Source organism: Stenotrophomonas sp. EMP41 (assembly GCF_047495535.1).
Classification (GTDB): Bacteria; Pseudomonadota; Gammaproteobacteria; order Xanthomonadales; family Xanthomonadaceae; genus Stenotrophomonas; species Stenotrophomonas sepilia.
Genome location: NZ_CP179923.1, coordinates 3,481,793 through 3,507,395, shown reverse-complemented (window position 1 = coordinate 3,507,395; position 25,603 = coordinate 3,481,793). Strand labels below are relative to the sequence as shown.

At 67.4% G+C, this 25,603-nt stretch carries 22 protein-coding genes and 1 tRNA gene; 10 read left to right on the top strand and 13 right to left on the bottom strand.

Features of this window, described 5'->3' with window-relative positions; genetic code table 11:
- Positions 1 to 127 precede the first annotated feature (127 nt).
- The 6 genes from ACMGRF_RS16085 to ACMGRF_RS16060 form a co-directional block, all read right to left on the bottom strand.
- Positions 128 to 2,608 carry a DNA topoisomerase I gene (locus ACMGRF_RS16085; protein ID WP_049411893.1) on the bottom strand — a complete coding sequence of 827 codons (2,481 nt, stop codon included), beginning with the start codon at positions 2,606 to 2,608 and terminating at the stop codon, positions 128 to 130.
- 193 nt (positions 2,609 to 2,801) lie between these two features.
- Entirely contained in the window at positions 2,802 to 3,731 is a 930-nt protein-coding gene (locus tag ACMGRF_RS16080) for an RDD family protein (protein ID WP_049438510.1), read from the bottom strand.
- Positions 3,732 to 3,780: 49 nt separating this feature from the next.
- Positions 3,781 to 4,545, bottom strand: coding sequence for a pilin (locus ACMGRF_RS16075; protein ID WP_099604182.1), 765 nt, complete (start codon positions 4,543 to 4,545; stop codon positions 3,781 to 3,783).
- Positions 4,546 to 4,584: 39 nt separating this feature from the next.
- Entirely contained in the window at positions 4,585 to 5,058 is a 474-nt protein-coding gene (locus ACMGRF_RS16070; protein WP_005419622.1) for a DUF494 family protein, read from the bottom strand.
- A 43-nt stretch (positions 5,059 to 5,101) separates the two neighbouring features.
- Positions 5,102 to 6,229 carry a DNA-processing protein DprA gene (gene dprA, locus ACMGRF_RS16065; RefSeq protein WP_099485540.1) on the bottom strand — a complete coding sequence of 376 codons (1,128 nt, stop codon included), beginning with the start codon at positions 6,227 to 6,229 and terminating at the stop codon, positions 5,102 to 5,104.
- Between the two features lie 110 nt (positions 6,230 to 6,339).
- Positions 6,340 to 7,470: a LysM peptidoglycan-binding domain-containing protein gene (locus tag ACMGRF_RS16060; protein ID WP_049411904.1), complete on the bottom strand. Its 1,131-nt coding sequence runs from the start codon at positions 7,468 to 7,470 to the stop codon at positions 6,340 to 6,342.
- 126 nt (positions 7,471 to 7,596) lie between these two features.
- Between ACMGRF_RS16060 and def the strand changes: the two genes are divergently transcribed.
- The 5 genes from def to ACMGRF_RS16035 all read left to right on the top strand — a co-directional run bounded on the left by def (position 7,597) and on the right by ACMGRF_RS16035 (position 13,629).
- Positions 7,597 to 8,109, top strand: coding sequence for a peptide deformylase (gene def, locus ACMGRF_RS16055; RefSeq protein WP_005419619.1), 513 nt, complete (start codon positions 7,597 to 7,599; stop codon positions 8,107 to 8,109).
- Positions 8,110 to 8,229: 120 nt separating this feature from the next.
- Entirely contained in the window at positions 8,230 to 9,153 is a 924-nt protein-coding gene (gene fmt, locus ACMGRF_RS16050; protein WP_099494892.1) for a methionyl-tRNA formyltransferase, read from the top strand.
- A 3-nt stretch (positions 9,154 to 9,156) separates the two neighbouring features.
- Entirely contained in the window at positions 9,157 to 10,488 is a 1,332-nt protein-coding gene (gene rsmB / locus ACMGRF_RS16045) for a 16S rRNA (cytosine(967)-C(5))-methyltransferase RsmB (protein WP_049411910.1), read from the top strand.
- Between the two features lie 22 nt (positions 10,489 to 10,510).
- On the top strand, positions 10,511 to 12,220 hold the full coding sequence (locus tag ACMGRF_RS16040) for an ArnT family glycosyltransferase (protein ID WP_414485384.1): 1,710 nt from the start codon (positions 10,511 to 10,513) through the stop codon (positions 12,218 to 12,220).
- 152 nt (positions 12,221 to 12,372) lie between these two features.
- Positions 12,373 to 13,629 (top strand): O-antigen ligase family protein, encoded by a 1,257-nt coding sequence (locus tag ACMGRF_RS16035; RefSeq protein ID WP_049411916.1) that lies wholly within the window; start codon positions 12,373 to 12,375, stop codon positions 13,627 to 13,629.
- Between the two features lie 30 nt (positions 13,630 to 13,659).
- Here ACMGRF_RS16035 and ACMGRF_RS16030 read toward each other — a convergent pair whose 3' ends face one another.
- Positions 13,660 to 14,466: a glycosyltransferase family 2 protein gene (locus ACMGRF_RS16030; RefSeq protein ID WP_049411918.1), complete on the bottom strand. Its 807-nt coding sequence runs from the start codon at positions 14,464 to 14,466 to the stop codon at positions 13,660 to 13,662.
- Here ACMGRF_RS16030 and ACMGRF_RS16025 point away from each other — a divergent pair.
- Positions 14,465 to 15,523 carry a CDP-glycerol glycerophosphotransferase family protein gene (locus ACMGRF_RS16025; protein ID WP_049438515.1) on the top strand — a complete coding sequence of 353 codons (1,059 nt, stop codon included), beginning with the start codon at positions 14,465 to 14,467 and terminating at the stop codon, positions 15,521 to 15,523. The genes ACMGRF_RS16030 and ACMGRF_RS16025 overlap by 2 nt on opposite strands.
- Positions 15,524 to 15,641: 118 nt before the next feature.
- Here ACMGRF_RS16025 and ACMGRF_RS16020 read toward each other — a convergent pair whose 3' ends face one another.
- From ACMGRF_RS16020 to ACMGRF_RS16005, 4 genes are all read right to left on the bottom strand, one after another.
- On the bottom strand, positions 15,642 to 17,180 hold the full coding sequence (locus tag ACMGRF_RS16020; RefSeq protein ID WP_099494894.1) for a PH domain-containing protein: 1,539 nt from the start codon (positions 17,178 to 17,180) through the stop codon (positions 15,642 to 15,644).
- Positions 17,177 to 17,677 (bottom strand): PH domain-containing protein, encoded by a 501-nt coding sequence (locus tag ACMGRF_RS16015; protein WP_005419594.1) that lies wholly within the window; start codon positions 17,675 to 17,677, stop codon positions 17,177 to 17,179. Before ACMGRF_RS16015 ends, ACMGRF_RS16020 begins: the two co-directional genes overlap by 4 nt.
- Before the next feature lie 72 nt (positions 17,678 to 17,749).
- Positions 17,750 to 18,886: a GTP cyclohydrolase II RibA gene (gene ribA / locus ACMGRF_RS16010; protein ID WP_049411925.1), complete on the bottom strand. Its 1,137-nt coding sequence runs from the start codon at positions 18,884 to 18,886 to the stop codon at positions 17,750 to 17,752.
- Positions 18,887 to 18,973: 87 nt separating this feature from the next.
- Positions 18,974 to 19,894: a lauroyl acyltransferase gene (locus ACMGRF_RS16005; RefSeq protein ID WP_180880971.1), complete on the bottom strand. Its 921-nt coding sequence runs from the start codon at positions 19,892 to 19,894 to the stop codon at positions 18,974 to 18,976.
- A 61-nt stretch (positions 19,895 to 19,955) separates the two neighbouring features.
- Here ACMGRF_RS16005 and dtd point away from each other — a divergent pair, with 61 nt between their 5' ends.
- The 4 genes from dtd to ACMGRF_RS15985 all read left to right on the top strand — a co-directional run bounded on the left by dtd (position 19,956) and on the right by ACMGRF_RS15985 (position 23,033).
- Entirely contained in the window at positions 19,956 to 20,396 is a 441-nt protein-coding gene (dtd, locus tag ACMGRF_RS16000) for a D-aminoacyl-tRNA deacylase (protein WP_049411932.1), read from the top strand.
- A gap of 90 nt (positions 20,397 to 20,486) precedes the next feature.
- Positions 20,487 to 22,340 (top strand): RNA polymerase sigma factor RpoD, encoded by a 1,854-nt coding sequence (rpoD, locus tag ACMGRF_RS15995; RefSeq protein WP_005419586.1) that lies wholly within the window; start codon positions 20,487 to 20,489, stop codon positions 22,338 to 22,340.
- A gap of 265 nt (positions 22,341 to 22,605) precedes the next feature.
- Positions 22,606 to 22,917 (top strand): hypothetical protein, encoded by a 312-nt coding sequence (locus ACMGRF_RS15990; RefSeq protein ID WP_414485383.1) that lies wholly within the window; start codon positions 22,606 to 22,608, stop codon positions 22,915 to 22,917.
- Positions 22,918 to 22,957: 40 nt separating this feature from the next.
- A tRNA-Ile gene (locus tag ACMGRF_RS15985) sits at positions 22,958 to 23,033 on the top strand.
- Positions 23,034 to 23,696: 663 nt separating this feature from the next.
- Here ACMGRF_RS15985 and chrA read toward each other — a convergent pair.
- Together chrA and ACMGRF_RS15975 are read right to left on the bottom strand one after the other, a co-directional pair.
- Positions 23,697 to 25,157 (bottom strand): chromate efflux transporter, encoded by a 1,461-nt coding sequence (gene chrA / locus ACMGRF_RS15980; protein WP_312546991.1) that lies wholly within the window; start codon positions 25,155 to 25,157, stop codon positions 23,697 to 23,699.
- 34 nt (positions 25,158 to 25,191) lie between these two features.
- Positions 25,192 to 25,590 (bottom strand): DoxX family protein, encoded by a 399-nt coding sequence (locus tag ACMGRF_RS15975; RefSeq protein WP_049411940.1) that lies wholly within the window; start codon positions 25,588 to 25,590, stop codon positions 25,192 to 25,194.
- Positions 25,591 to 25,603 lie beyond the last annotated feature (13 nt).

The window sequence follows — 25,603 nt, the reverse complement described above, 5'->3', positions numbered from 1 at the left end:
TCCCCCCGCCGCGTGCAGAAGGGGTGGAACGCACCACTCGGTAGTGCCGGCCGCTGGCCGGCATCTGATGTTTCCGGGGTTGCCGGCCAGCGGCCGGCACTACCCCTCATCCGCGCATGGCGCGGATCTACTTCTTTGCAGCGGTCTTCTTGACGGCCTTCTTCGCCGGTGCCTTCTTTGCGGCAGCTTTCTTCACCGCCTTCTTGGCCGGTGCTTTCTTGGCCGCGGCCTTCTTCGGCGCTGCTTCCTTCTTCACCGCAGCCTTCTTGGCCGGCGCCTTCGCGGCGGCTTTCTTGGCGCCGAAGCCCTTGCGCACCGGCTTGCCGGTTTCTTCCATCAGCTGCTGCACTTCGGCCAGGGTCAGCGATGCCGGTTCGCGATCCTTGGGGATCTTGCCGTTCATCCTGCCGTCGCTGATGTACGGGCCGAAGCGGCCGTTCAGTACCTGGATGTCGCTGCCCTCGAACTCCTTGATGATCCGGTTGCGCGCGATTTCTTCCTTCTCTTCGATCAGGAATACGGCGCGGGCCAGGTCGATGGTGTACGGGTCGTCTTCCTTCTTCAGCGAGGCGTAGGTGCTGCCGCGCTTGGCGAACGGGCCGAAGCGACCGATGCCGACGCTGACCGGCTCACCATTGTCCTCGCCCAGTGCGCGCGGCATCAGGAACAGTTCCAGCGCGTCTTCCAGCGAGATGGTGTGCATCGACTGGCCGGGGCGCAACGAGGCGAACTTCGGCTTTTCCTCGGCGTCCTCGGCGGTGCTGCCGATGGCGGCATATGGCCCGAAGCGACCCAGCCGCACGCTGACCGGCTTGCCGGTCTTCGGGTCGGTGCCGAGCTCGCGCGCGCCACTGGCCTCGGCGCGGTCGACCGATTCCTTCTTGTCTTCGACCAGTTCCTTGAACGGCTCCCAGAAACGGGCCATCAGCGGGATCCATTCTTCCTCACCGCGCGAGACGGCATCGAGCTCGTCCTCAAGCCTGGCGGTGAAGTCGTAATCCACGTACTGGGTGAAGTGGCTGGACAGGAACTTGGACACCGCGCGGCCCACGTCGGATGGGCGGAAGCTGCGGCCTTCCATTTCCACATACTTGCGGAACAGCAGGGTCTGGATGATCGAGGCGTAGGTCGAGGGACGGCCGATGCCGTACTCTTCCAGCGCCTTCACCAGCGCCGCTTCGGTGTAGCGCGGCGGTGGCTGGGTGAAATGCTGTTCGGCCAGGATGCGTTCCAGCGGGATGCGGTCGCCCGGCTTCATCGCGGGCAGCTTGCGGCCCTCATCCTCGTCCTCGGCGCTCTTGTTGTCCTTGCCTTCCTCGTACACGGCCAGGAAGCCAGGCACGACCACGGTGGTGCCGCTGGCGCGGAACACGTGTTCGCTGCCGGCCGACAGGTCGACGCTGACGGTGTTGAGCGTGGCCGGGATCATCTGGCAGGCCACCGCACGCTTCCAGATCAGCTCGTACAGGCGCCGCTCGTCGTCGGTAAGGAAGCGGGCGACCTGCGATGGCGTGCGCAGGGCCGAGGTCGGGCGCACCGCTTCGTGCGCTTCCTGGGCATTCTTCGACTTGGTCTGGTAGGTGTTGGGCTGGTCCGGCAGCGAGGCGATGCCGTAGTCGCGGGCGATCACGTCGCGGATTTCCGCCAGCGCGTCCTGCGACAGGTTCACCGAGTCGGTACGCATGTACGAAATCAGGCCGACGGTGCCTTCGTCGCCGATGGCCACGCCTTCATACAGCTTCTGCGCCACCTGCATGGTCTTGCGGGTGGTGAAGCCGAGCTTGCGCGAGGCTTCCTGCTGCAGGGTGGAGGTGGTGAACGGCGGTGCCGGGCGGCGCTTGCGCTCCTTGCTGGCCACGTCGGTGACGTGCAGCGAGCCCTGCGCGGCCTGCTGGATGCGCAGGCGCGCCGCTTCAGCGGTGTCGCCATCGGTGACGGTGAACTGCTCGAACTTCTGCCCGTCCAGCTTGACCAGCTTGGCATTGAAGTGCTGGGACGGGTGCGCGCACTCGGCAGCGATCGACCAGTACTCGCGGGCGATGAAGGCTTCGATCTCTTCCTCGCGCTCGACGATCATGCGCAACGCCGGGCTCTGCACGCGGCCGGCGGACAGGCCGCGCTGCACCTTGCGCCACAGCACCGGCGACAGGTTGAAGCCGACCAGGTAGTCCAGCGCGCGGCGGGCCTGCTGGGCGTCGACCAGGTCGCTGGCGATCGCGCGCGGCTGGCTGATCGCTTCCTTGATGGCGCGCGGGGTGATCTCGGTGAACACCACGCGCTGCATCGGCTTGTCCTTGACCAGCCCGCGTTCCTTCAGGATCTCGGCGATATGCCAGCTGATCGCTTCACCCTCGCGATCCGGGTCGGTTGCCAGCAGGATGTCGTCGGCGCCCTTGGCGGCCTTGGCGATCGCATCGACATGCTTTTCGTTCTTGTCGATCACGTCGTAGTGCATGGCGAACCCGTTGTCCGGGTCGACCGCGCCTTCCTTCGGAATCAGGTCACGCACATGCCCATACGAGGCCAGGACGGTGTAGTCCTTGCCGAGGTATTTGTTGATCGTCTTGGCCTTGGCCGGCGATTCGACGATGAGCAGGTGCTTGGGCATGGCAGCAGTGTCTGTGGGGCGAGCCGCAGGGAAGGGGCCGCTAGGGTGGAGCAAACGGCCGCATTAGTGAAGCGGCCACGGACAAATCAATACGCTGAACGCCCGGTAGTGTGCCGGGCGTTCAGGTTTCACCTTATTAGAGGAATCACGCCCGGCCAGCCCCTGTCAAGCAGCCAGACGTGAGGATGGCCGTTCATGAGGCCATCTTGGCGATGAAGCCGACCGCAGCCACCAGCAGCACCAGGCCCGCCACCGCCAGCAGGCCGGTCAGCACCAGGATCACGATGGTGACCGTACCCAGCTCATGGCGCTGAAGCTGCGGCTGGTCGGTATAGGCCCAGCGGTCGACCACCAGAGTGTCGCAGATCATGTCGTGCAGGCCCTGCTTGCGCTCGGTGAAGGCGGCCATCAGGAAGCCGATGCCCAGGGTGAAGCTGCTCAGCAGCATGGCCCAGTAGCGACCGAAGGCGCGGCCACGGGTCAGGCGGTCACCGTTGCTGCGCACGACCTTGATGCCGACCGCCATCTTGCCCAGCGTGGCGCCGCCCTGCGAGGAATGGAACCAGGTGTAGTAGGCCACGCCGATGGCCATGTTGATCAGCGCGCTGGCCAGCTGCGCGACGATTTCGATGGAGGTCTCGCCACTGCCCACCGCGCCCATGCTGGCGCCAAGCACCACGCCGATGATGGCGCCGATGATGCCGCCCGGCACGGCCAGCACGAAGTAGTCGATCATGTAGGCCGCGACGCGCTTCCAGAAGCCGGCGTAGACCACCTCGCCGCCGATCACCGGCCGCGCGCCACCGGCAGCGGCGGCGGCCGGGGCGTTGTAGGGCGAGCTGCTGAGCGCGCCCGTGCCAGGCAGCGGCGCAGTGCCGTTGTCGATGGCAGCGTAGTCGCTGCGCAGGTCGAAGCCGCCACTGGCAGTGGCGGTGCTGGCGCCGGCCAGTGTCTGCAGGCCCAGTTCATCGACCACCTGGCGCAGTGCAGCCCACTGCGCCATGCCTTCGCGCCAGACCAGGGTGTCCAGGTTCAGTTCGCCGCGCTGGAAGCGCTGGCGGATCTCCTGGACCGACAGCGGGCCCTGGCGTTGCTGTCCTTCGGCGTAGTACCACTCAGTCATTGCATGTTCCCTGTTGGATCGTCCTTGGAGGTGCTGCCGTGCGCGTGGCTCAGCCGCGGCATGACGTCGGCAGGTACTTGTCGTCGCTTTCACCGCTGCATTCCCAGCGGCCGCTGTCGCGATCATATTCCAGCCACAGCAGGTCGCCATCGAGGCTCTTGCCGGGCACGGCCAGCGTTGCTTCGATGCCACAGTGGCCGTTGTTGAAGCGGCCGATGTTCACCGCCGACAGGCCGGCCTGGCTGAAGTCACCCGGGGCCGGGAAACCGGCATCGTTGGCGCCGGGGCAGCGGCCTTCATCGTCGGCGAAGTGCTGCACCTGCTGTTTCAGCGGCTGCAGGGCATTGACCGCGGTCGCGATCCTGGCACGCACGGTGTAGTCGTTGTATGCGGGCAGGGCGATCGCCGCGAGGATGGCCATGATCGGTACCAGTACCAGCAGCAGGCCGCCGCCGATGATCGCGGTCAGGGCGCAACCGGAGAGCTTCTTCTTCGGCGGTGGCAGGACCCCGGCTGCCGCCTGGGTGGCATAGGGCGTGGACGGCGGCAGCACAGGCGGCTGCGGCGGAGGGGGGGCCACCGGTTCCGGTTCCGGTTCCGGCTCGGGTGGCTGGGCCGGCGCAGCAACGTCCAGCGCCGGCACGATCAGGCCCAGCTCGTCGACAACGGTGCGCAACGGCTGCCATTGCGGCAGGCCGTCGCGCCAGACCAGGGTGTCCAGGGAGATCTGGTTGTTGCGGAACAACTCGACCAACTGTTCCGCCGGCAGCGGGCCTTGCTGCCGGTTGCCTTCTGCATGGAACCACTCGCTCACGGGGACGCTCCTGAATGCGCTATGCCCCCAAGTGTACGGTCAGTGAAGGGGTTCTGGCTCGTCCATGAACATCTGCGTCTCCATCCAGGCATAGGCCGCTTCGGAGCCGGGCTGGTTGAACAGCACCATCAGCACGACCCATTTCAGGTCGTCCAGGTCCAGTTCGTCCTGGTCCAGGGCCATCGCCCGGTCCAGCACCAGCTCGCGCTGGTCGGCGTCGAGGATGCCGTGCTGTTCCAGGTACAGCAGGAAGCCGCGGCATTCCACATCCAGCTTGTCCAGCTCGGGGCCATGGTAGATGCGCACGGGGCCATCGACCCGCGCCTGGGCCACGCTCGGCCGCTGCGCGGCCAGGGCATCGAGCCAGTCGAACGCCTTGTTGATCTCGGTGGGGCTGAAACCGGCCTGGATCAGGCCGTTCTGCAGCGAATCGCGGTCACGGATCAGGTCCGCATCTTCGCTGAAATAGTGTTCAAACAGGTACAGCAGTACATCCAGGATGCTCTCTTTCATTGCCCCTCGGCCTGCGTCGCGCGACGCTGTGGAGGTGAAGAAACTAGGGAGTTCGACAGTAGCGGCCGTGTACGCACACCACGATTCCCGCCAGTTCCATGGCCAGCAGCATGGAGGACACCTGGGACGCCGTCAATCCACAGCGCGTGATCAGTGAATCCATACCGCTTGGGTTGTGGTCCAGGGCCCGCCACAAGCACTGGTAGTCAGGGTCGTCGGCCCAGCGCGCCGGCAGGAGGGCCGGCGGTGCCTGTTCAGTGGGGGTGGCCAGCCGCGATTGCAAGCCCGGCAGCTGCTGGCGAAGGGCAGGGGCGAGCAGTTCCAGAACCTCCTCGGGGCGCTCGACCAGCGCCGCGCCCTCGCGGATCAGGCGGTGGCAGCCAGCCGCGCGCGGGTTGAGCACCGATCCGGGCAGGGCACAGACCTCGCGGCCTGCCTCGGCGGCCAGCCGCGCGGTGATCAGCGCGCCCGAGCGCTGCGCGGCCTCGACCACCACGGTCGCCAGCGCCAGCCCGGCTACCAGCCGGTTGCGCGCGGGGAAGTGGCCTGGGCGGGCCGCCGTACCCGGCAGGTACTCACTGAGCACCGCGCCTTCGGCGGCGATGCGCGCCTGCAGCCGGGCGTGGCTGTCCGGATAGGCGCGGTCAGGACCGGTGCCGATCACCGCCACGGTGCAGCCACCGGCCTCGAGCGTGGCCTGGTGCGCAGCCGCATCGATGCCTGCGGCCAGGCCGCTGGTCACCGCCAGGCCCGCCTCGACGAAACAGCCGGCAAAACGCGCGGCCAGTGCGCGCCCACCCGGGGTGGGGGAACGGCTGCCGACCAGCGCCACCGACGGGCGCCAGGCCAGGCTGGGGTCACCGGCAACGAACAGCGCCAGCGGCGGGTTGGGCACCTCCAGCAACGAAGGTGGAAAGGCCGGATCGGTGCAGGGCAGCAGGTGATGGTTGTCCTGTTCCAGCCAGCGCAGGGCGGCTGCACACACCCGGGCGTCGGGACGTTCCAGCGCGGCGCATTGCTCCGGCGTGCAGCCGTGCGCGCGCCAGTTCGCCGGGCCTTGCGCGATGGCGGCTTGCGCACCGCCCGCGGCCTGCAGCAGGGCCCGTCGTGGCGCCAGTGCGCCTCCCGCCATCAACAGGCGCAGCAGCGCCTCATATGCATGCGTGATCATCCCCCACTATCGGCCGCACACAACAAAGGCGCCCTAGGGCGCCTTCGCACGTGATCGTCAGGTTTTCCCGCAGACGCCTGCCGGGCAGCGGCCGGCACGCCCGGCAATGGTTACTTTGCGTCCGGGTGCAGCGCGTTGTAACCCACCTGCACCGGCTTCACACCCTGCATCACCAGCGCGTAGCTGACGTTGTCGAAGGTGCGGAACACCATCGCGTGCGCGGCATACTCGTCCGGCAGCGAGACCCGGCCGGCGCCGGTGCTGAGCGAGTCGTCCATGCGCGAGGAGCCCGGGTACTTCATGCGGTGCGCCACATGGCGGCCCGGGCGCCACAGCGAGAACACGGTCCCGTTGTCCACGCCCTGGGCACGGCCGGCCGAGATCGCGATCACGTCGCGCGGGCCACCGGCATTGAACATGTCGGTGACGGCCAGCACGCGCACGTCCACACCCTCGACACCGGCAGCGGGTACATGAGGGATGAACTGCAGGTCGTATGGCTTGGCTTCGACCGGCACCAGGCGGTCACCGGCGCGCACTTCGCGGCCGCCGTCGTTCTTGTCCAGCACCAGCGTGGAGGCCTCGACCTTGCCGCCGGCAATCTGGGTGATGGTGCCGGTAGCGACCTGGGCCAGCTCGTAGCCGAGCACGCCACGGCGGGCGTTGGGCGCGTTGTAGGCCTTCCACAGGTTGCCGCTGCCCGGGGTCACGTCGCCATTGGCGGTCAGGTCTTCGGTCGGCTTGGGCTGGGCGTACCGCACGGTCGGGCGTACCACGGCCCAGCGCTGGCCCACCTGGGCATCGGCCAGGCGCACGTAGACGGTGTCACCGCCGGACACGCGCAGGCGGTTGTCCTCCAGGCCGACCACGTAGGGCAGCTGCTTGATGCTGTCGACAACGCTCAACTGCTTCAGGAACGGCTCGACCTGGGCCAGCGGAATGGCGTCGATCGGGGCCTCCTGGCGCGGGCCGGCCTGGGACACGGTCACCCGGTCCAGGTAGGCCAGGCTCAGCACGTCACCTGGATAGATCAGGTGCGGGTTGGCGATCTGCGGATTGGCTTGCCAGATCTCCGGCCACAGCCAAGGCTTCTGCAGGAAACGTGCGGCGATATCCCACAACGTATCCCCTTTTCGGACCACATAGGTGTCCGGGTGCCCGCCATTCACTTCCACGGCGGTAGCATAGGCAGCCACGGTCAGCATCGCCGCGGCGACGACCGTACGAAAACGAAGCAACATAGGTGTGAAGCCCTGATTCCCCAACAGGTCCGCGCACTATAGTCCAGAAACCGGGGCGCAAGGCAAGCGTTGGAGCTAGAATCTGCGACGTATGCCGGCGTGCCGGCCCCCTATCCGGAAACAGCCATGGCCCTTCTCCCCATTCTCGAGTTCCCCGATCCGCGCCTGCGTACCAAGGCTGCGTTGATCGACGCCGCCGAAGTCACCACGCCGGCCTTCCAGGAACTGATCGACAACATGTTCCAGACCATGTACGACGCCCCGGGCATCGGCCTGGCGGCCACCCAGGTGGACGTGCACAAGCGCTTCATGGTCATCGATGTCAGCGAAGAGAAGAATGAACCGCATGTGTTCATCAACCCGGAAATCGTCGCCAGGGACGGGGGCCGGGTGTACCAGGAGGGTTGCCTGTCGGTCCCGGGCATCTTCGCCGACGTCACCCGCGCCGACACCATCACCGTGAAGTACCTGGACCGCAACGGCCAGGAACAGCAGCTGGAGGCCGGTGAAGTGCTGGCCACCTGCATCCAGCACGAGATGGACCATCTGGACGGCAAGCTGTTCATCGACTACCTGTCGCCGCTCAAGCGCGAGATGGTCCGCAAGAAGCTGGCCAAGCAGCGCAAGCACGTGGCGTGATCGCCCATCCGGGCCGCCCTTCGGGTGGCCCGTGCCTGCGCGACGCGCGCGGGCTGCACGGCGCCGGCCGACGGCGCCGTTTTCTTTCCTGCACGAATCCATCCTGCAAGTGGGGTAGCCATGAGGATTGTCTTTGCCGGTACGCCGGAATTCGCGGTGTCGTCGCTGCGCGCCGCGGCGCGCCACCACGAGGTCGTGGCCGTCTATACCCAGCCTGACCGGCCGGCCGGCCGTGGCCGTGGCCTGGCACCGTCGCCGGTCAAGCTCGAGGCCGTGGCCCGTGGCATTCCGGTCTACCAGCCCGAATCACTGAAGGACGAGGCTGCACAGCAGCAGCTGCGCGAGCTGCAGCCGGACCTGATGGTGGTGGTGGCCTATGGCCTGATTCTGCCCAAGGCGGTGCTGGCGATCCCGACCCATGGCTGCTGGAACGTGCACGCCTCGCTGCTGCCGCGCTGGCGCGGTGCCGCGCCGATCCAGCGTGCGATCCAGGCCGGTGACACGAAGACCGGTGTGTGCCTGATGCAGATGGAAGCGGGCCTGGATACCGGCCCGGTGCTGCTGCACCAGGAATTGCCGATCGCTGCCACCGATACCGGTGGCCAGCTGCATGACAAGCTGGCCGAGCTGGGTGCACAGGTCCTGTCCGATGGCCTGGGCCTGCTGCGGGCCGGCATCAAGCCGATCGCGCGGCCGCAGCCGGAGCAGGGCGTGACCTATGCGCACAAGCTGGACAAGGCCGAAGCCCGTCTGGACTGGGCGCAGGGCGCCGATGTGCTGGCGCGTACCGTGCGTGCCTTCAATCCGTGGCCGATCGCCGAAGCGACGCTGGCTGGCGAACGCGTGCGCATCCATGGCGCGGTGGCGCTGGACGAGGCCCACGGCCAGGCGCCGGGCACGGTGCTGGCGGCCAGCCGCGATGGCATCGACATCGCCTGTGGCCAGGGCGCACTGCGCTTGCGTACGCTGCAGCGCGAAGGCGGCAAGGCGATCACCGCCGCCGACTACCTCAACGCCCGCCGTGATCTGCGCGTGGGAGCATAAGCGGTGTCGAAGCAGAACGATTTCTCCGTGGCCAAGGCGGCGCCGGGCGCGGCCACGCGCATGCTGGCCGCACGCGTGCTGGCACAGGTGTTCACCCGTGGCCGTTCATTGAAGGCCGAACTGGCCTGGGCGCTGCCGAAGCTGGCCGACAGCCGCGATCGTGCCTTGCTGGAAGCGCTGTGCTTTGCGGTCCTGCGTCGCCGCAGTACCTATGACGCTGCCTTGCAGTCGTGGATGCAGAAGCCGCTGTCGGCGCGCGACGCCGACCTGCGCACCCTGTTGATGGTGGGCTTTGCCCAGCTGGACGTGTTGGAACTGCCGGCGCATGCGGCGCTGTCGGCCACGGTCGATGCCGCGCGTGCGTTGGGCCGTGAGCGCCAGGCCGGCCTGGTCAATGCGATCCTGCGCCGCGCGCAGCGCGAGGGTTTCCCGGAGCAGCCGGCGCGCGATGCCTTCCCGGTATGGCTGGCCGATGCGGTGGAACGCGATTGGCCGGCACAGGCCGACGCCATCTTCAGCGCCAGCCTGCAACCGGCCCCATTGTGGCTGCGTGCCAATCGCCAGCACGGTGGCCGTGACAAGGCACTGGCGGCACTGGCCGAGGCGGGCATTGCCGCCGAACCCAGCGCGCTCTGCGCCGATGCATTGCGCCTGGCGGCCCCGGTTGCCGTGAACCAGCTGCCGGGTTTTGCCGACGGTGCACTGTCGGTACAGGACCTGTCGGCGCAATGCGCAGCCGACGCGCTGGCGCCCGCGACCGGCGCCCGCGTGCTGGACGCCTGTGCGGCGCCCGGTGGCAAGTCGGCGCACCTGCTGGAACGTGACCCCAGTCTGCGCCTGCTGGCGCTCGATATCGATGCGCGTCGCCTCGCGCGCGCCCGCGATACCTACACCCGCACCGGTGTGGGCGAGGGCGCGCAGACCCGGGTGGCCGATGCCAGCGATCCCGGGGCCTGGTGGGACGGCACGCCGTTCGACGCCATCCTGCTGGATGCCCCGTGCTCGGCCACCGGCGTGATCCGCCGCCAGCCGGACGTGATGTTCCACCGCCGCGCCGAGGACATCGATGCGCTGGTCGGCGTGCAGGCCCGCCTGCTGGAGGCGTGCTGGTCAATGCTGCGCCCGGGAGGCGTGCTGCTGTACGCCACCTGTTCGATCCTGCGCGCCGAGAACGTCGATCAGGTGCGAGCCTTCCTGAAGTGGCATCCGGACGCAGCGGCACAGCCTCTGGATGACACATTCGGCCTCGATTGCGAGGGGATTGCGCGCCAGCGCCTGCCGGGTGACAACGATGCCGACGGTTTCTTTTACGCGCGTCTGCTAAAAACAGCCTGACCCCGCTGACGTTCCGAGTCCCATGCTGAAATCCCGCGCGTCGCGCGAGACGTGGTTGTTCGTGGTGATGGCCCTGCTGGTGCTGGGGGCCGGGCTGGGCCTTCGTGATCCGTGGCCGTCGGACGAACCGCGCTTCGCACTGGTGGCCAAGCAGATGTTCGACAGCGGGCAGTGGCTGTTCCCGCATCGCGGCACCGAGCTGTACTCGGACAAGCCGCCGATGCTGATGTGGTGGCAGGCCACGCTGTACAGCCTGGTCGGGCAGTGGCGCGTAGCCTTCCTGCTGCCGTCGCTGCTGGCGGCGCTGGGCACGCTGTGGTGCGTGGTCGACCTGGGGCGGCGCCTGTGGACGCGGCGGGTGGGGCTGTACGCCGGCTGGGCGCTGCTGTTCGCGCTGCAGTTCACCTTCCAGGCGAAGAAGGCGCAGATCGACCCACTGCTGCTGCTGTTCATCACCCTGGCCAACTACGGCCTGCTGCGCCACCTTTTGCTGGGACCAAGCTGGCGCTGGTGGTGGCTGGGCTGGTTCTTTGCTGGCATCGGCGTGATCACCAAGGGCGTGGGGATGCTGGCGCTGCTGATGCTCGTGCCTGCGGCGATCGCCGCGGCGCTGCAGTGGCCACGGGTGGGACTGCATGCGCGCGACGCGCGTTTCTGGCTGGCGCCGCTGGCCTTCCTGCTGGCGGTGTCGTTGTGGCTGGCGCCGATGCTGCTGGCCGGCTTTGCCACCGGCTCGGACGAGTACCGGGCCTACATGGACGACATCCTGTTCCAGCAGACGGCGCGGCGCTACGCCCATTCCTGGGACCACCATCAGCCCGCCTGGTACTTCCTGGCGACGATGCCGCTGATGTGGATCCCGGCCTTCCTGGCCCTGCCCTGGGCGATTCCGGCGTGGCGCCGCCGGCTGCGCCGCCGCGACCCGCGCTACCTGCTGCCGCTGGCCTGGTGGCTGATGGTGGTGCTGTTCTTCTCGATTCCCGCCGGCAAGCGCGATGTGTACATCCTGCCGGCGCTGCCGATGTTCTGCCTGGTGCTGGCGCCGCTGTTGCCTGGATTGCTGAGGCGGCGCGATGTGCAGGCCGTGGTGGGGGCGTTCACCGGCCTGCTGTCACTGGGCCTGGCCCTGGCCGGTGCGATGGCGGTGCTGGGCGAGCCGGCCTTCGAGCTGCGCCTGACCCACAGCCGCGGGCTGGGGCCCGGCGCGGTCGACGCACTGGCCTGGACGATCCTGGCGATGGGTGTGTGGGGTGGATTGAGCCTGCTGGCCTGCGGCCGTCGCCGGCATCTGGCGCTGGTGTCGACCCTGGCGATGGTCTGGGTGCTGTACAGCCTGGTCGGCTATCCGCTGCTGAACGATTCCAGTTCCGCCCGCGGCCTGATGCGCACGGTTGGTAGCCGTCTGGGCCCGGATGCCGAGTTGGGGATGGTGGCCTGGAAGGAGCAGCATCTGCTGCTGGCCGACCGTCCTGCAGCGACCTTCGGTTTCGAGACGGACTGGGACGAGCAGCTGATTGCGGCCACGCGCTGGCAGCGGCTGGCGCCCGGACGCCGCTGGTTGCTGGTGCACGAATACGCGATGCTGTCGTGCGTCGACCGCAACCGTTCTGAACTGGCCGGCGTGGCCAACCGGCGGCGCTGGTGGCTGGTGCCGGCAGCAGCGGTGAAGGTGCCCTGCGTGGTCACTGCAGAGGAGCGCGAACGTGAACGGCGTTTGCAGGAACATGACTAGCCACCACGATTCCGGCTTGTCCAGTCTGCCCAAGCGGGCCCAAAGGCAGTAAAACAGCAGGCTGGGACGGCCTGCGTTGGCCCGTCCCGTTCTTCCCTCAGATTGCAGCGATACTTCCCGACGTGCCAGCTTCACCGGACAACCTGAACCCCATGGCCGGAAACCCGCTGGGCGTTCCCGCCGGTGGGCGCCATGGGGTCGCGCATGCGCTCGCCCAGCTGGGCCTGTTCTGCCTGCCGGCACTGGTGCTGACCGTGCCGATCAACCTGTTGCCGTATGGCCTGCTGCTGCTGCTCAGCACGCTGCTGGCGCCGGAGCTGCTGTGGCGCGCGCGCGGCATGGCCGGTCAGCCGGTGAAAGTGCTGGCCTGGCTGATGCTGGCGGTGCTGGCGCTCGGCGTACTGTCGGTGGTGTTGTTCGAGCAGGGCCTGCGAGACGTCGACAACCGCTCGCGATTCGTGGTGATCCCGTGGATCGCGCTCTGGGTCTGCGCGCTGCGTCCCAACCTGCGGTGGCTCTGGTACGGATCATTGACCGGCCTGCTCGCCACCTTCGCGATGTCGCTGTGGCAGGTGCTGGGTGGCGCCCCGCGCGCAGAGTTGTTCACCAACGCCATCGTGCTGGCCGACATCGTGATGGTGTTGATGGTGCTGCTGGTGTTCTGTCGCCCGTCGCGGCGCTGGTCGCTGGTGATCCTCGGCATGGCCGCCGGCTGCGGCACCATCGTGCTGACCGGCAGCCGCGGCGTGTTCGCCGCCCTGCTGGCGCTGCTGGTGGTGCTGGCGCTGAGCCTGCGCTGGCGCACCGGTGCGGCGCGCCTGTCGGTGCTGGCCGGCATGCTGGCGATCGGTGCGACCCTGTTGCTGTCGGTGCCGGAGCTGCGTCACCAGGTGCGCCTGAGCGAGCTGCACAGTGACGTGCAGCGGATGGAGCTGGGCGACAGTGATTCTTCCGCCGGTGCCCGCGTGGAACGCCTGCAGGTGGCCTGGGAGACCTTCCTCGATCACCCGCTGGTGGGGGTTGGCATCGGTCATTTCGACAGCGCGATGCTGCGCGTGCCGGTCTGCCGTGAGAATCCGGAAGAGTTGCGTTGCCACCTGGGGCATGCACACAACGATGTTGCCGAATGGGCAGCGACCCAGGGCGTACCGGGCCTGCTGCTGTTGCTGGCGGTGTATGGCATCCCGCTAGGGTTGTTCGTGCGGCTTCATCGCCGCAGCGGACGGTCGACCTTCCGGGGGCCGGCCGCAGCCGGCATCATGCTGGTGATCACCTATGCGCTGTGCGGCCTGACCCAGTCGATGTTCGCGCACCAGATGACGGCCAGTTTCTACGTGACCCTGGTCGGCCTGCTGACCGGCCTGTCGATCGTCGAAGGCGCGCGCCACCGGGCAGTCACCGGGGCGTGACGCATCGGCGCGCCGGGCAGGGCCCGGCGATCAGGGGCTGGGCGGATCAGCCACGGCCTGGCCGTTGCCCAGCATCCACAGCATGATGGTCTTCTGGCGCACGTAGTTGGCGCGCACATAGGCGTAGACCAGGCCATGCCAGCCGTCGCGGAAGCCGCCACGGAACACGAAGCCGCGCCAGAACCGCCAGGCCGGTGCCAGCACCAGCTTGCCCAGCGTGGCACGTTTGCCGCGCGCGAACTCGTGCTCGGCCATCATCCGCGCGTACTTCTCGGTCTTGGCCAGCTGTTGCTGCAAGGAGCGGTAGGGATAGTGGACCAGGTCGCCGCGCAGGGTACCGACACTGCCATCGACGCTGGCGGCCTCGTGGATCTCGCGCTTGCCGCGCCAGCCGCCACGGCGGCGGTCGAACAGGCGCATCACCCGGTCCGGGTAGGCATTGCCATGGCGCAGGAACTTGCCGAAGTACTCCGACAGGCGTGCGAAGCGATAGCCGGCATGGCCAGCGAAGCCACCGTCGCGGGCCTGTTCGATGGCCGCACGCAGTTCCGGGCTGATCCGCTCATCGGCGTCCAGGCACAGTACCCAGTCGTGGCCGGCCTGCTCGACGCAGTACGCCTTCTGGCTGCGGAAGCCGTCGAACGGGCGCTGCAGCACGCGGGCGCCTGCGGCCTCGGCGATGGCCACGGTGGCATCGGTGGAGTAGGAGTCCACGACGACGATCTCATCGCAGAAGGCCAGCGAGGCCAGGCAGTCGCCGATGCGGCCGGCCTCGTTGAACGCGATAATGCAGGCCGAGATGCGAGGCCGTTCGATGGGAGCGGTCGTGGAGGACATGATGGCCGGGTACCTGTTGTTTGCGACGGAGCGCTATGCGCTGCCTATTCTCGCCCCGTTGGCGCAGGCCTTGCACGCCTCCGGGCAGGAGGTGGCAGCCTGGTTCGAGGGCGGCGCGGCCGGCAGCCAGCTGCCAGGAGTGCCCAACATCGGCCTCAAGCAGGCGCTGGCACTGCGGCCGCGGGCGGTGTTCAGCGCCGCCAACTGGGTGCCGACCTTCCTTTCGGGAGCCAAGGTGCAGCTGTTCCATGGCTTCAACGTGGAGAAGCGGGACAGCGCGCGCGGCCACTTCCGGGTGCGCGGCATGTTCGACCTTTACTGCACGCAGGGGCCGGCCACCACCGCGCCGTTCCGTGAGATCGCGGCCCTGCAGGGCCACTTCGCGGTGGCCGAGACCGGCTGGCCAAAGCTGGATCCGCTGTTCCGCGACGACGGTGGCGAGAGCGCCGCGCTGCGCGCCGCCGCTGGAGGACGCCCGGTGATCCTGTTCGGCTCGACCTTCACCGAACGCCTGAGCGCAGCCCCGCACCTGCATGCGCAGATCGCCGCCGACATCGCCGAAGGCAACCGCTACTGGCTGCTGACCCTGCACCCGAAGTGCCCACCGGAATTGTTCGAACGCTACCGCGCGCTGGCCGGCGCCAATGCGCGCTTCATCGAGCCGGAGCAGGTGATGGCCGCACAGCGCGCCGCCGATGTGCTGGTGTCGGATACCTCGTCGATCGTTTCGGAGTTCATCGTCCAGCACAAGCCGGTGGTGACCTTCCGCAACCGGGTGCCCAAGCCGCACATGATCGACTTCGACGACCCGGTGCAGCTGCCGGCGATGCTGCAGCGCGCGCTGCATCCCGACGCCGCGCTGCAGGCGGAGATCGTGCGCTACGCCGATGCCATCCATCCGTACCGCGATGGCCTGTCCAGCGAGCGCGTGATTGCGGCTACCGAGGATTTCCTGTCCGGTGAAATGGGCGTGCTGCGGCGCAAGCCGTTCGGCAGCTGGGTGCGCGACCTGCAGATCCGCAAGGACCTGGGGTATTGGGGGCCGTCGCAGCGCTGATGGGTTGATGCGGATACACGCTATGCGTGGATGCGCGATCCCGCTCGCCGCGGTAGTGCCGGCCGCTGGCCGGCAACCTCGGGGATGTGTGCGGTTGCCGGCCAGCGGCCGGCACTCCCTACCAGCGCAGCTTGCGCCGCGCCAGCGCGGCCGCCAGTTGATCCATCACCTGTTGCGCCTGCGCCTGCGGCAGGTAGTGCAGGATCAACGCCACATCACCATGCGCGCCGGCGGTATCCAGCTGCAGGCTGCTGGTGCCCAACAGCTTGTCCAGTGGCGAGCGCAGCAGGCGCAGGCCCTGCACCTTGTCCAGCTCGGCCCAGCGCCACCAGCGCTTCCACCAGCCGCCGCGCACGGCGACGTAGTGGTCATCCAGATACCAGCCCATGCGCGCCATCTGCCGATGTGCCACCAGCAGCGCCAGCGGCAGCCAGGCCAGCACGATCAGGCCCCATGATCCCCAGCGCCAGTACGCGGCTGCGGCCAGCACGGGGACCAGCAGCAGCGCACCCAGGCACAGCCGCCACCAGCCACGCTGCGGAATGGACTGCCATTGCGCCGGTGGCCACTGCAGTTGAGGCAACAGGTGCTGCACCAACTGCTCGCAGCGCATTGCCGGGGCCAGCGGTGCCAGCTCGCGCAGAGCGCGGTCCTGGTCCCGCGAAGGGCCGCCGGCGGCGCTGTCGACGCGCAGCTGGCGCAGGCCGAACCAGCGATGCAGGGTGGTCTCGTACAGCGTCCAGGCCTGGATGCGGCGACGCGCGACACTGCTGCGGGTTCGGCTGACCAGGCCAGCCGAGACGGTCAGCCGGCGATCCTGCTCGCTGAGAGTGAAGCCGTGATAGCGCAGCAGGGTCAGCACCACCGACAACGCACGCAGCGCCAGCCAGCCCAGCAGCAGGGCTGCGGCCAGCAGCAGGAAGGCGCCGGCCATGCCGGGATGCAGGTGGCTTGCGTAGCCGAAGGCCTCCCTGCCACCACGCTGGATGGCCGCGTCCATCACCGGGCGCGGCACGGTCTGGAACAGCACGCCGAAGGCGGCGATCGCCAGTGCCCATCCGCGGTTGGAGAGCAGGCCCATGCGCACTACGTCCCAGCTCGACAGGCGCAGCAGCACCTGTTCGGTGTCGGCCCCGGTGATCGAGGGAGTGGCGACGACGTCGGCGGTCTGCGGTGCCTGCCCACGCTGGCGCACCAGCCGTTCCAGCGCCAGCGCCTGGTCCAGCTTCAGTACCCGCATCTCGGCTTCCGGCCGCACGCCGCCGGCCGATTCCAGGCGCAGCTCGGCCACACCGAACAGCCGGTGCAACGGGTTCTGCCGCACTTCCACGTTGTGGATGCGGGCGAACGGGATCTCGCGGCGGTTGCGCGCCAGCAGCCCGCTGCGCACGGTGATGGCATCGCTGCCGATGCGGTAGCGGTAGCTGAGGTACTGCAGCACCGAGACCAGCACCAGTGCCGCGATCGCCGACAGTGGAATCAACTGCGCCCACATCGGGTCGCGCTCGCCACGCTGGCCGAACACCAGCAGCGCGACCAGCGGCAGGAAGTAGTGGCGCAGCTGCATCAGCAGCACGAACAGCCACGACCACGGGTGCAGGCGATGATCCTCGCCACCGGCAGGCAGCGATGCGGGCAGGGGCGGCGGCAGGCTCACAGGGCGTCGGCGTCCTGGTCGAGCTGGTGCGAGAGGGTGTCGCGCAGGCGCTCGGCGTCGGCCTCATCCAGGCCGTTGACGGTGACCGCGCTCATGCGGGTACCGGCAGTGTGCACGATCAGCGTGGCCAGGCCGGCGCGGCGCTCCAACGGGCCCCGGCGCAGGTCCAGGTGCTGTACGCGCGATATGGGAATGCGGGTTTCCAGCTGCCACATCAGGTCGCGGCGCAGGCCCAGGCCCTGGTCATCCAGGCGCCAGCGGGTGCGGGTCAGTCGCCGGCGGCCGAGCCAGGCGCCGAAGAGGATGCCGATCAGCAGCCCCAGGGCGGCAGTCCACAGGCCGCCGGGCAGATCGAAGAACCAGGCAGCTGCGGCCAGTGGCAGACCCGGCACGAACAGTCCGCCGAAGGCGCCTTCCAGTGCGGCCAGGCGGGCGGCACGTTGCGGTAGCGATTGCCAGGCTTCGGTGGTCGGGGCGATGGGGGCGACGTCGGTCACGCGGGCTCCGTCAGGTGGCAGGGCGAGCGGCGGCGGTGGCCGCACCGCGCAGACGGTAGCAGGTCGGCTGTGTTACTGGGCAGCCTGGATCAGCGCATCGACATCCAGCAGGTGGCCAGCACGATCGGCCTTGGTGCGCAGGTAGTGTTCGTTTTCGGCGGTGATCTCGCCGGTGACCGGAATGCAGTCCAGCACCTCGATGCCGGCATTGCGCAGGCGCTGTGCCTTGGTCGGGTTGTTGCTGAGCAGGGCCACGCGCGAAATGCCCAGGCCATGCAGCATCGCCACCGCACTGCCGTAGCGGCGTTCGTCGGCACCGAAGCCCAGCTGTGCATCGGCGTCGATGGTGTCCAGGCCGTCGTGCTGGTAGCCGTAGGCGCGCATCTTGGCGGCGATGCCGGTGCCGCGGCCTTCCTGGTCCAGGTACAGCAGCACGCCACCGCCCAGTTCCTTCAGCTTGCGCAGGCCGCGCCGCAGCTGGTCGCCGCAGTCGCACTTGAGCGAGCCGAACAGGTCGCCGGTCAGGCACGAGGAGTGCACGCGTACCGGTACCACCGCCGACAGGTCCGGTTCGCCGACGATGATCGCGACCTGGTCACGCTGGGCCACGCCGCCGCGGAACACCGCGAAGGTGGTCATGCCGACGTCGCGCAGCGGTACCGGCGAACGCGCCACCAGTTCGTAGTCGTGGGCCGCATGTGCTGCGCCTTCGGCCAGGTCGCACAGGGCCACCTCGGCGGCACCGTCGAAAGTGTGGTCATCCACGTCCAGGCGCACCGCGACCATCGCCGGCAGCAGCAGGCCCAGGCGGGCCAGCTCGACCGCGCCGGCATCGAAGGCGTCGCCGGCTGCCCAGCCGTCGGGCATCGGGCCGGGCTCGCGCAGGTAACCCAGCGAGGGCAGGGTATCGAAGGCAATGCCGGCCAGCGGCAGGCGCGCCCCTTCCGGCGCTTCCACGCCGAGCACGCGGGCGCGGGTGGCAGTCAGGAACAGGTAGTGGCGCTCGCGCGCGGCACCGGCGAACGTGGCGAAGCTGCTGGCAGTGGCGCTGTCCAGTGCAATTACCGCCAGGCGCTGGCCCTGGCCATCGTGGAGCAGTACCGGGCGACCGGCACGCAGTTCGGCCACCGCGCGTTCGCAGCGGATCGCGGCGGGGTCGCCGAACAGGGAAGAGGCAGCAGGCATGGCAGGACCGGGGGAGGCGGACATCGCAGTCTCTATGGGGGCGACGGCGTCGTATTCAACGTGGTGCGGCCGCCGGTCGCAGGGGCCGGACGGGCCCGCGTGGTGCGACCGTCAGTGCGGATGCTCTTCGGTCGCGTAAGGGTCTTCCTCGCCGCTGCCCGGTGGCCGCAGCGTATAGCGCTTGTAGGTCCATTGGTACTGCGTCGGGTCGCGGCGGGCGATGCGCTCGATGCCGGCGTTGAGCGCGGTGGCCGCCACCTCCGGGTCCGGGTCGGCCACGGCCGGGTCGGTCGGCTCGATGTGCAGGGCGAATTCCATGTCCGGCCCGATGCGCTCGCACCAGCCATACAGCACGGTGGCGCCGGTGCGCTCGGCCAGCCGGTTGACCAGGGTCATGGTCAGTGCCTGCACGCCGAAGAACGGCACGAACACGCCGTCGCCGGCCTTGGGTTGCTGGTCGGGCAGGATGCCGGTGGCACCGCCGTCCTTGAGTACCTTGAACAGCTGGCGCACGGCGGGGCCCTCGGCGCGCACCTGCTGCACGTTCTGGCCGCCGCGCACCAGCTGCAGGAAGGCGTCGCTGGCCTCGTCCTCCGGTGGCTTGTAGACGATGGCGATGTGCCCGCGCGAGGCCAGCCACTGGTTCAGCAGCTCCCAGTTGCCGAAGTGGGGTGCGGCCACGATCACGCCCTTGCCGCTGGCCAGCGCCGCTTCGTACAGGGCTTCGCCGTGGCGCTGCTTCAGGTGCAGGTGCAGGTTGTCGGCCGGCCTCCGGCTCCACAGCCGCAGAGTCTCGATGGCCTGCAGGGCGGTGGAGCGCAGCAGCTCGCGGTGCAGGCGGTCGCGCGCCGGACCGTCCAGTTCCGGGTAGGCCAGTTCCAGGTTGCGCCGGGTGACGCGGCTCTCGCGAGCGTTGAGACGGACCCACGTCCACGCCAGGGCATGCGCGAACCCCCGCAGGACTGGCCAGGGCAGGCGGGCGAACAGGGTGGTGGCGCGGTAGACCAGCCGGGCTTTGCGTTGCGGATTCATCGGCGCCAGTTTAGCCAAGGGCGCTGCTATCGTGGCCGGCCCTGTTCATTGGAAGCCCACGATGCTCGTCCTGATCCAGCGCGTCAGCCAGGCCGCCGTCCATGTCGACGAGGAAGTGGTGGGGCAGATCGGTCCCGGCCTGCTGGCCCTGGTCGGCATGGAACCGGGCGATACCGAGGCCCAGCTGCGACGGATGGCCGAGCGCCTGCTGGGCTACCGGGTATTCGCCGACGAGGCCGGGAAGATGAACCGGTCGCTGCGCGACACCGGCGGCGGCCTGCTGCTGGTCAGCCAGTTCACCCTGGCCGCCGATACCCGTTCGGGCATGCGCCCCAGCTTCACGACCGCCGCACCGCCGGACGAGGCTGAACGCGGGTTCAATCGATTTGTCGACATCTGTCGTGAAAATCACGCGCCTGGGGTGGAAACGGGCCGATTTGGTGCCCATATGGTCGTCAGCCTGGTCAATGACGGTCCCGTGACCTTCCTTCTCAGGCCCTGAGCCTGCGGGACCACCGCCCGGCAGGCGGGGCCCCGGGCTGGTATAATGCTACGTTCCCTATTTCTCCCTAGCCGGTGGCGCGAGCACTACATGGCCAACGAACGTCCTGCCCAATCCGAAATCAAGCAACTGATCAGCAAGGGCCTGGAACAGGGCTACCTGACCTACGCCGAAGTCAATGACCATCTGCCGGACGACATGGTCGACCCGGAACAGATCGAAGACATCATCGGCATGATCAACGGCATGGGCATCGATGTCCATGAAGTTGCGCCGGATGTGGAAACCCTGCTTCTCAACGATGGCAACACCGGCAACCGCGAAGTCGATGACACTGCGGCTGAAGAAGCTGCCGCCGCGCTGAGCGCGCTCGACACCGAAGGTGGCCGTACCACCGACCCGGTGCGCATGTACATGCGCGAAATGGGCACCGTCGAGCTGCTGACCCGCGAAGGCGAAATCGCCATCGCCAAGCGCATCGAGGAAGGCCTTTCGCAGGTCCAGGCCGCCCTCGGCCAGTTCCCGGTCTCGGTCGAGTCGCTGCTGAACGACTACGAAGCCCACAAGGAAGGCAAGAAGCGCCTGGCCGAAGTGATCGTCGGCTTCAACGACCTGGTCGACGAAGAGCCGGCACCGCCGGCGGTCGTTGCCGATGACAGCGCCGATGCGGACGCCGAAGGCGACGAGGACGAGGACGACGATGTCGACGGTGGCGATGAAGAAGCCGCACCGACCGGTCCGGATCCGGAGGAAGTCGCCGCGCGCATGCAGGCACTGAGCGATGCCTTCAACGCTTTCAAGAAGGCCGCGACCAAGGGCGACAAGAAGAACCTGCCGCGCCTGCGCGAAGAGATGTCGGCGGTGTTCGTCACCCTGAAGCTGCCGCTGCCGCTGACCGACGTGCTGACCAAGCAGCTGCGCGACACCATGGCCGACATCAAGTCGCATGAGCGCCGTGTGCTGAACCTGGCCACTGTCACCGCGCGCATGCCGCGCAAGGACTTCATCCGTTCCTGGGAAGGCAACCAGACCAACCTGGAGTGGGTGGAAGACGCACTGAAGCGCAAGCAGAAGTGGTCGTCGGCCCTGCGCGAAGTGAAGGACCAGATCATCGCCGAACAGCAGGCGACGATCGACATCGAGAAGCTGACCCAGCTGGACCTGGAAGAGCTGAAGGAAATCAGCCGTGCCATGGCCTACGGCGAAGCCAAGGCGCGCAAGGCCAAGAAGGAAATGGTCGAGGCCAACCTGCGCCTGGTGATCTCGATTGCCAAGAAGTACACCAACCGTGGCCTGCAGTTCCTCGACCTGATCCAGGAAGGCAACATCGGCCTGATGAAGGCCGTGGACAAGTTCGAGTACCGCCGCGGCTACAAGTTCTCGACCTACGCCACCTGGTGGATCCGCCAGGCGATCACCCGCTCGATCGCCGACCAGGCGCGCACCATCCGTATCCCGGTGCACATGATCGAGACGATCAACAAGTTGAACCGCATTTCCCGCCAGATGCTCCAGCAGTACGGCCGCGAGGCTACGCCGGAGGAGCTGGCCAAGGAAATGGACATGCCGGAAGACAAGATCCGCAAGGTGATGAAGATCGCCAAGGAGCCGATCTCGATGGAAACCCCGATCGGCGACGACGAGGATTCCCATCTGGGCGACTTCATCGAGGACACCAACGTGGAGTCCCCGATCGAGAACACCACCAACATCAACCTGTCTGAAACCGTGCGCGACGTACTGGCCGGCCTCACCCCGAGGGAAGCCAAGGTGCTGCGCATGCGCTTCGGCATCGACATGAATACCGACCACACGCTGGAAGAGGTCGGCAAGCAGTTCGACGTGACCCGCGAGCGCATCCGCCAGATCGAAGCAAAGGCCCTGCGCAAACTGCGTCACCCGAGCCGCTCGGAGCAGCTGCGCAGCTTCCTGGATATCGATTGATAGCCAGCGGCTGTTGAAGCGTTGAGAGAAACCCCGCCTGGTGCGGGGTTTTTCTTTGGTAGCTCCCGGCCATGCCGATCGGATCCTGACGATGTCGCACCTGCCATTTGATTACGTCCCGCGGCGGCCGCACGCTGACCGTGCAGATGCTCAACACATCGCGTAGGCAGGCCGATCTTCATCGGCGCTGATGCAAGCGCGCAGCAGGTCACGTACATCACATGCGGCCTGCGGCACTGATTCGTCATGCATCTGGAGTCACGCCATGAATGACGTGGAGCACGATATGCCTGAGCCCGTGCAAATCGATTTCCCGCTGCTGATGAACTGGGATGAGATGATGCGGGATGAGTGTGAGGATCCGTTGGGGTTTGCACGTCGGACGACGTATGCGCTGCTGACGCTGTCTGAGGCTGGGTTGCCTGCCGGCTTCAGCGGCGACAACCAGAAGGGGCTGGAAGAGGCCAGGCGGACGGTGGCGCTGTTCCAGGCATATCTGCGGCGGCAGATGTGGTTCGCGGACGTGGCGGAGAAGCGGTTGGGGCGTGTTGCTGAGGCTCTGGCTGCTGACGGGTAGCCGATCGTGGGCGGCCTCCACTACACTGTGGCGCTGCGCAGGGCCTATAGCTCAACGGTTAGAGCAGGGGACTCATAATCCCTTGGTTCCAGGTTCGAATCCTGGTGGGCCCACCATCGAATCAGGCACTTAGAATTATCTGCAGTGTCTTTTTCGTCGAGCCAGCGCGACCCGGTGGCATGCACAAAGCTCCGCCGCCTGAGCGAGCGTCATCAGCTTGTTAGCCTGATCCATAAGCGGCTCCCCCTTCGTTGGTCACAGCGGCTCAAGCGGGCACGAGCCTCTTCCACCCGCGCAGACCTCGGTGCAGCAGATGGAGTGTTGGAGCCAACACGCCCACGCATGGCCCAGTCGCTGGCATTGTGAACAGCCTTATACAGTTCACTCGTCTCATAGAGCTGCTTGCCCATGAAGTTCCCAGGGACAAGGCCGAGATCAGGAGCGTTCTTCCGGAACTGGCCGGACGACAGCCGCAATAGTGCGCGGCCTCGTCAACAGTGAGCCACTCCTTGCCTGAAATATCGAAACGAAGGACCGCCAACTGCTGGCGGAGAGCTTTGATCTCGTCCTGCAGGGAAATGTCGGGTTCAGAGGTATCCATCCAGATCTTCGCCAACGTGTCCCGACCACCCTGCCGCAGTACGGGCCGTGCCGGAACCCAGGAGATCGGCGAACGGGATTTCAGGGACAGTCACGTCGCCTCCACCAGACGTTCGCCGGGCTGTGCGCCAGTGGCCTACGCCCCTGTGCGGCCCATGGTGCTCCACGCGCACGCTCACTCACCAGTTCCGCATCAGGTACACAGCCAAACCCAGCAGCGCGCAGCAGGCCAATACCTGGATGACACCCCGTTTGAAACGGAACAGGGCCACGGCGGCGAACAGCGTGAGCAGTGCCGATGGCCAATCGAGCGGGCCGACGAACCCCTGCGGCCAGAACACGTGGTAGCCAAAAAACAGGGCCAGGTTGAGGATCACGCCGACCACGGCGGCGGTGATGGCCGTCAACGGTGCGGTGAACTTCAGTTCGTTGTGCGTCGATTCCACCAGCGGGCCACCCGCGAGAATGAGCAGGAAAGAGGGCAGGAAGGTGAACCAGGTGACCACGCTGGCAGCCACCGCGCCAACCAGGAATGCCTGACCAGTACCCACTGCATGCGCGGCATGCCCACCGACGAAGCCGACAAAGGCCACCACCATGATCAGCGGCCCCGGCGTGGTCTCGCCCAAGGCCAGGCCGTCAATCATCTGCGTGGGCGTCACCCAGCCGTAGTGGCCCACCGCGCCCTGGTAGACATAGGGCAGCACCGCATAGGCGCCGCCAAAGGTCAGCAGTGCGGCCTTGGTGAAGAACCAGCCCATCTGGGTCAACGTGCCTTCCCAACCAAACAGCGCGGTCAACACGCCCATGGGCAACGCCCATAGCGCCGCGCCTGTGGCCGCCAGCACGATCAGGCGCCGCCAGCGAAAGCGCGCATGCGCCGGCGCAGGGGTGTCGTCGTCGATCAGCGCAGGACCGAACGTCTGCTGCGGGGCACGTTGGTCGCCATCGACGCCGAACATCCGTGGGGCGAATCGTCCGCCGCAATAACCGATCAGCGCAGCACCCAGTACGATCAGCGGGAAGGGCAGACCGAATGCGAAAATGGCCAGAAACGAGGCAGCGGCGATCACCTGCAGCCAAGCATTCTTCAGCACGCGCGTACCGATGCGATAGGCGGCATGCACCACGATGGCCGTGACGGCCGGCTTGATCCCGTAGAACAACCCGGCCACCACGGGCATTTCACCGAACGTCACATAGAGCCATGACAGCCCGATCAGGATGAGCAGCGAGGGCAGTACGAACAGCATCCCGGCAACCACCCCGCCCCAGGTACGGTGCATCAGCCAGCCAATGTAAGTGGCGAGTTGCTGGGCTTCCGGGCCAGGCAACAACATGCAGTAGTTCAGTGCATGCAGGAAGCGCCGTTCGGAAATCCAGCGCCGACGCTCGACCAGCTCCTGGTGCATGATCGAAATCTGGCCGGCGGGACCGCCAAAACTGATGAAGCCGAGCTTCAGCCAGAAGGCAACGGCCTCCCGGAAGCTGACCGATCGCGGTGGCTGCAGCGGATCCTGCGTGTCCTGCACTGTGTGCTTCACGTTGAGACGATTCCCTGACGAGGTTGGCAGCCAGCCGTCAGCAATGACGGAAGTCGCGGTCAGCCGTTGATCGTCCTGGTCCGGTGCCTCCCGCATCCGGCGAGGGTACTCTTGATGCCCTGGACTGGCGTTACAGCTGCGTGCGCCGCCTCCGCCCATCAATGCTGTAGCGTCCCGCCCCGGTGCAGGCCAGCAGCAGGAAGCCACCGGCCAGGCCCAGGTTCTTCAGGAACATGATCTGCTGGGTCTGATCGGCGAAGTCGTGGTGGAAGATGAAAGCGGTGACCAGGCTGAAACCCGCGAGCACGACCGCCACCAGCCGGGTCTGCAAACCGAGAAGGATGCACAGGCCGCTGCCGATCTCAAAGGCGATGGTCGGCCAGAGCAGGATGCCGGGTACTCCCATCGCCTCCATGTAGCCCTGGGTACCGCTGAGATCGCCGAGCTTGCCCAGCCCGGAGACCAGGAACAGGGCCATCAGCAGGATGCGTGCAAGCAGGTAGGCGAGCGAATGCGATGAAGTGCTCACGTCGATGTCCTCG

Coding starts and splice junctions, on each gene's coding strand:
- ACMGRF_RS16085 (WP_049411893.1), bottom strand. CDS start 2,608: ATGCCCAAGCACCTGCTCATCGTCGAATCGCCGGCCAAGGCCAAGACG.
- ACMGRF_RS16080 (WP_049438510.1), bottom strand. CDS start 3,731: ATGACTGAGTGGTACTACGCCGAAGGACAGCAACGCCAGGGCCCGCTG.
- ACMGRF_RS16070 (WP_005419622.1), bottom strand. CDS start 5,058: ATGAAAGAGAGCATCCTGGATGTACTGCTGTACCTGTTTGAACACTAT.
- dprA (WP_099485540.1), bottom strand. CDS start 6,229: ATGATCACGCATGCATATGAGGCGCTGCTGCGCCTGTTGATGGCGGGA.
- ACMGRF_RS16060 (WP_049411904.1), bottom strand. CDS start 7,470: ATGTTGCTTCGTTTTCGTACGGTCGTCGCCGCGGCGATGCTGACCGTG.
- def (WP_005419619.1), top strand. CDS start 7,597: ATGGCCCTTCTCCCCATTCTCGAGTTCCCCGATCCGCGCCTGCGTACC.
- fmt (WP_099494892.1), top strand. CDS start 8,230: ATGAGGATTGTCTTTGCCGGTACGCCGGAATTCGCGGTGTCGTCGCTG.
- ACMGRF_RS16040 (WP_414485384.1), top strand. CDS start 10,511: ATGCTGAAATCCCGCGCGTCGCGCGAGACGTGGTTGTTCGTGGTGATG.
- ACMGRF_RS16035 (WP_049411916.1), top strand. CDS start 12,373: ATGGCCGGAAACCCGCTGGGCGTTCCCGCCGGTGGGCGCCATGGGGTC.
- ACMGRF_RS16025 (WP_049438515.1), top strand. CDS start 14,465: ATGATGGCCGGGTACCTGTTGTTTGCGACGGAGCGCTATGCGCTGCCT.
- ACMGRF_RS16030 (WP_049411918.1), bottom strand. CDS start 14,466: ATGTCCTCCACGACCGCTCCCATCGAACGGCCTCGCATCTCGGCCTGC.
- ribA (WP_049411925.1), bottom strand. CDS start 18,886: ATGTCCGCCTCCCCCGGTCCTGCCATGCCTGCTGCCTCTTCCCTGTTC.
- ACMGRF_RS16005 (WP_180880971.1), bottom strand. CDS start 19,894: ATGAATCCGCAACGCAAAGCCCGGCTGGTCTACCGCGCCACCACCCTG.
- dtd (WP_049411932.1), top strand. CDS start 19,956: ATGCTCGTCCTGATCCAGCGCGTCAGCCAGGCCGCCGTCCATGTCGAC.
- rpoD (WP_005419586.1), top strand. CDS start 20,487: ATGGCCAACGAACGTCCTGCCCAATCCGAAATCAAGCAACTGATCAGC.
- ACMGRF_RS15990 (WP_414485383.1), top strand. CDS start 22,606: ATGAATGACGTGGAGCACGATATGCCTGAGCCCGTGCAAATCGATTTC.
- chrA (WP_312546991.1), bottom strand. CDS start 25,157: ATGCGGGAGGCACCGGACCAGGACGATCAACGGCTGACCGCGACTTCC.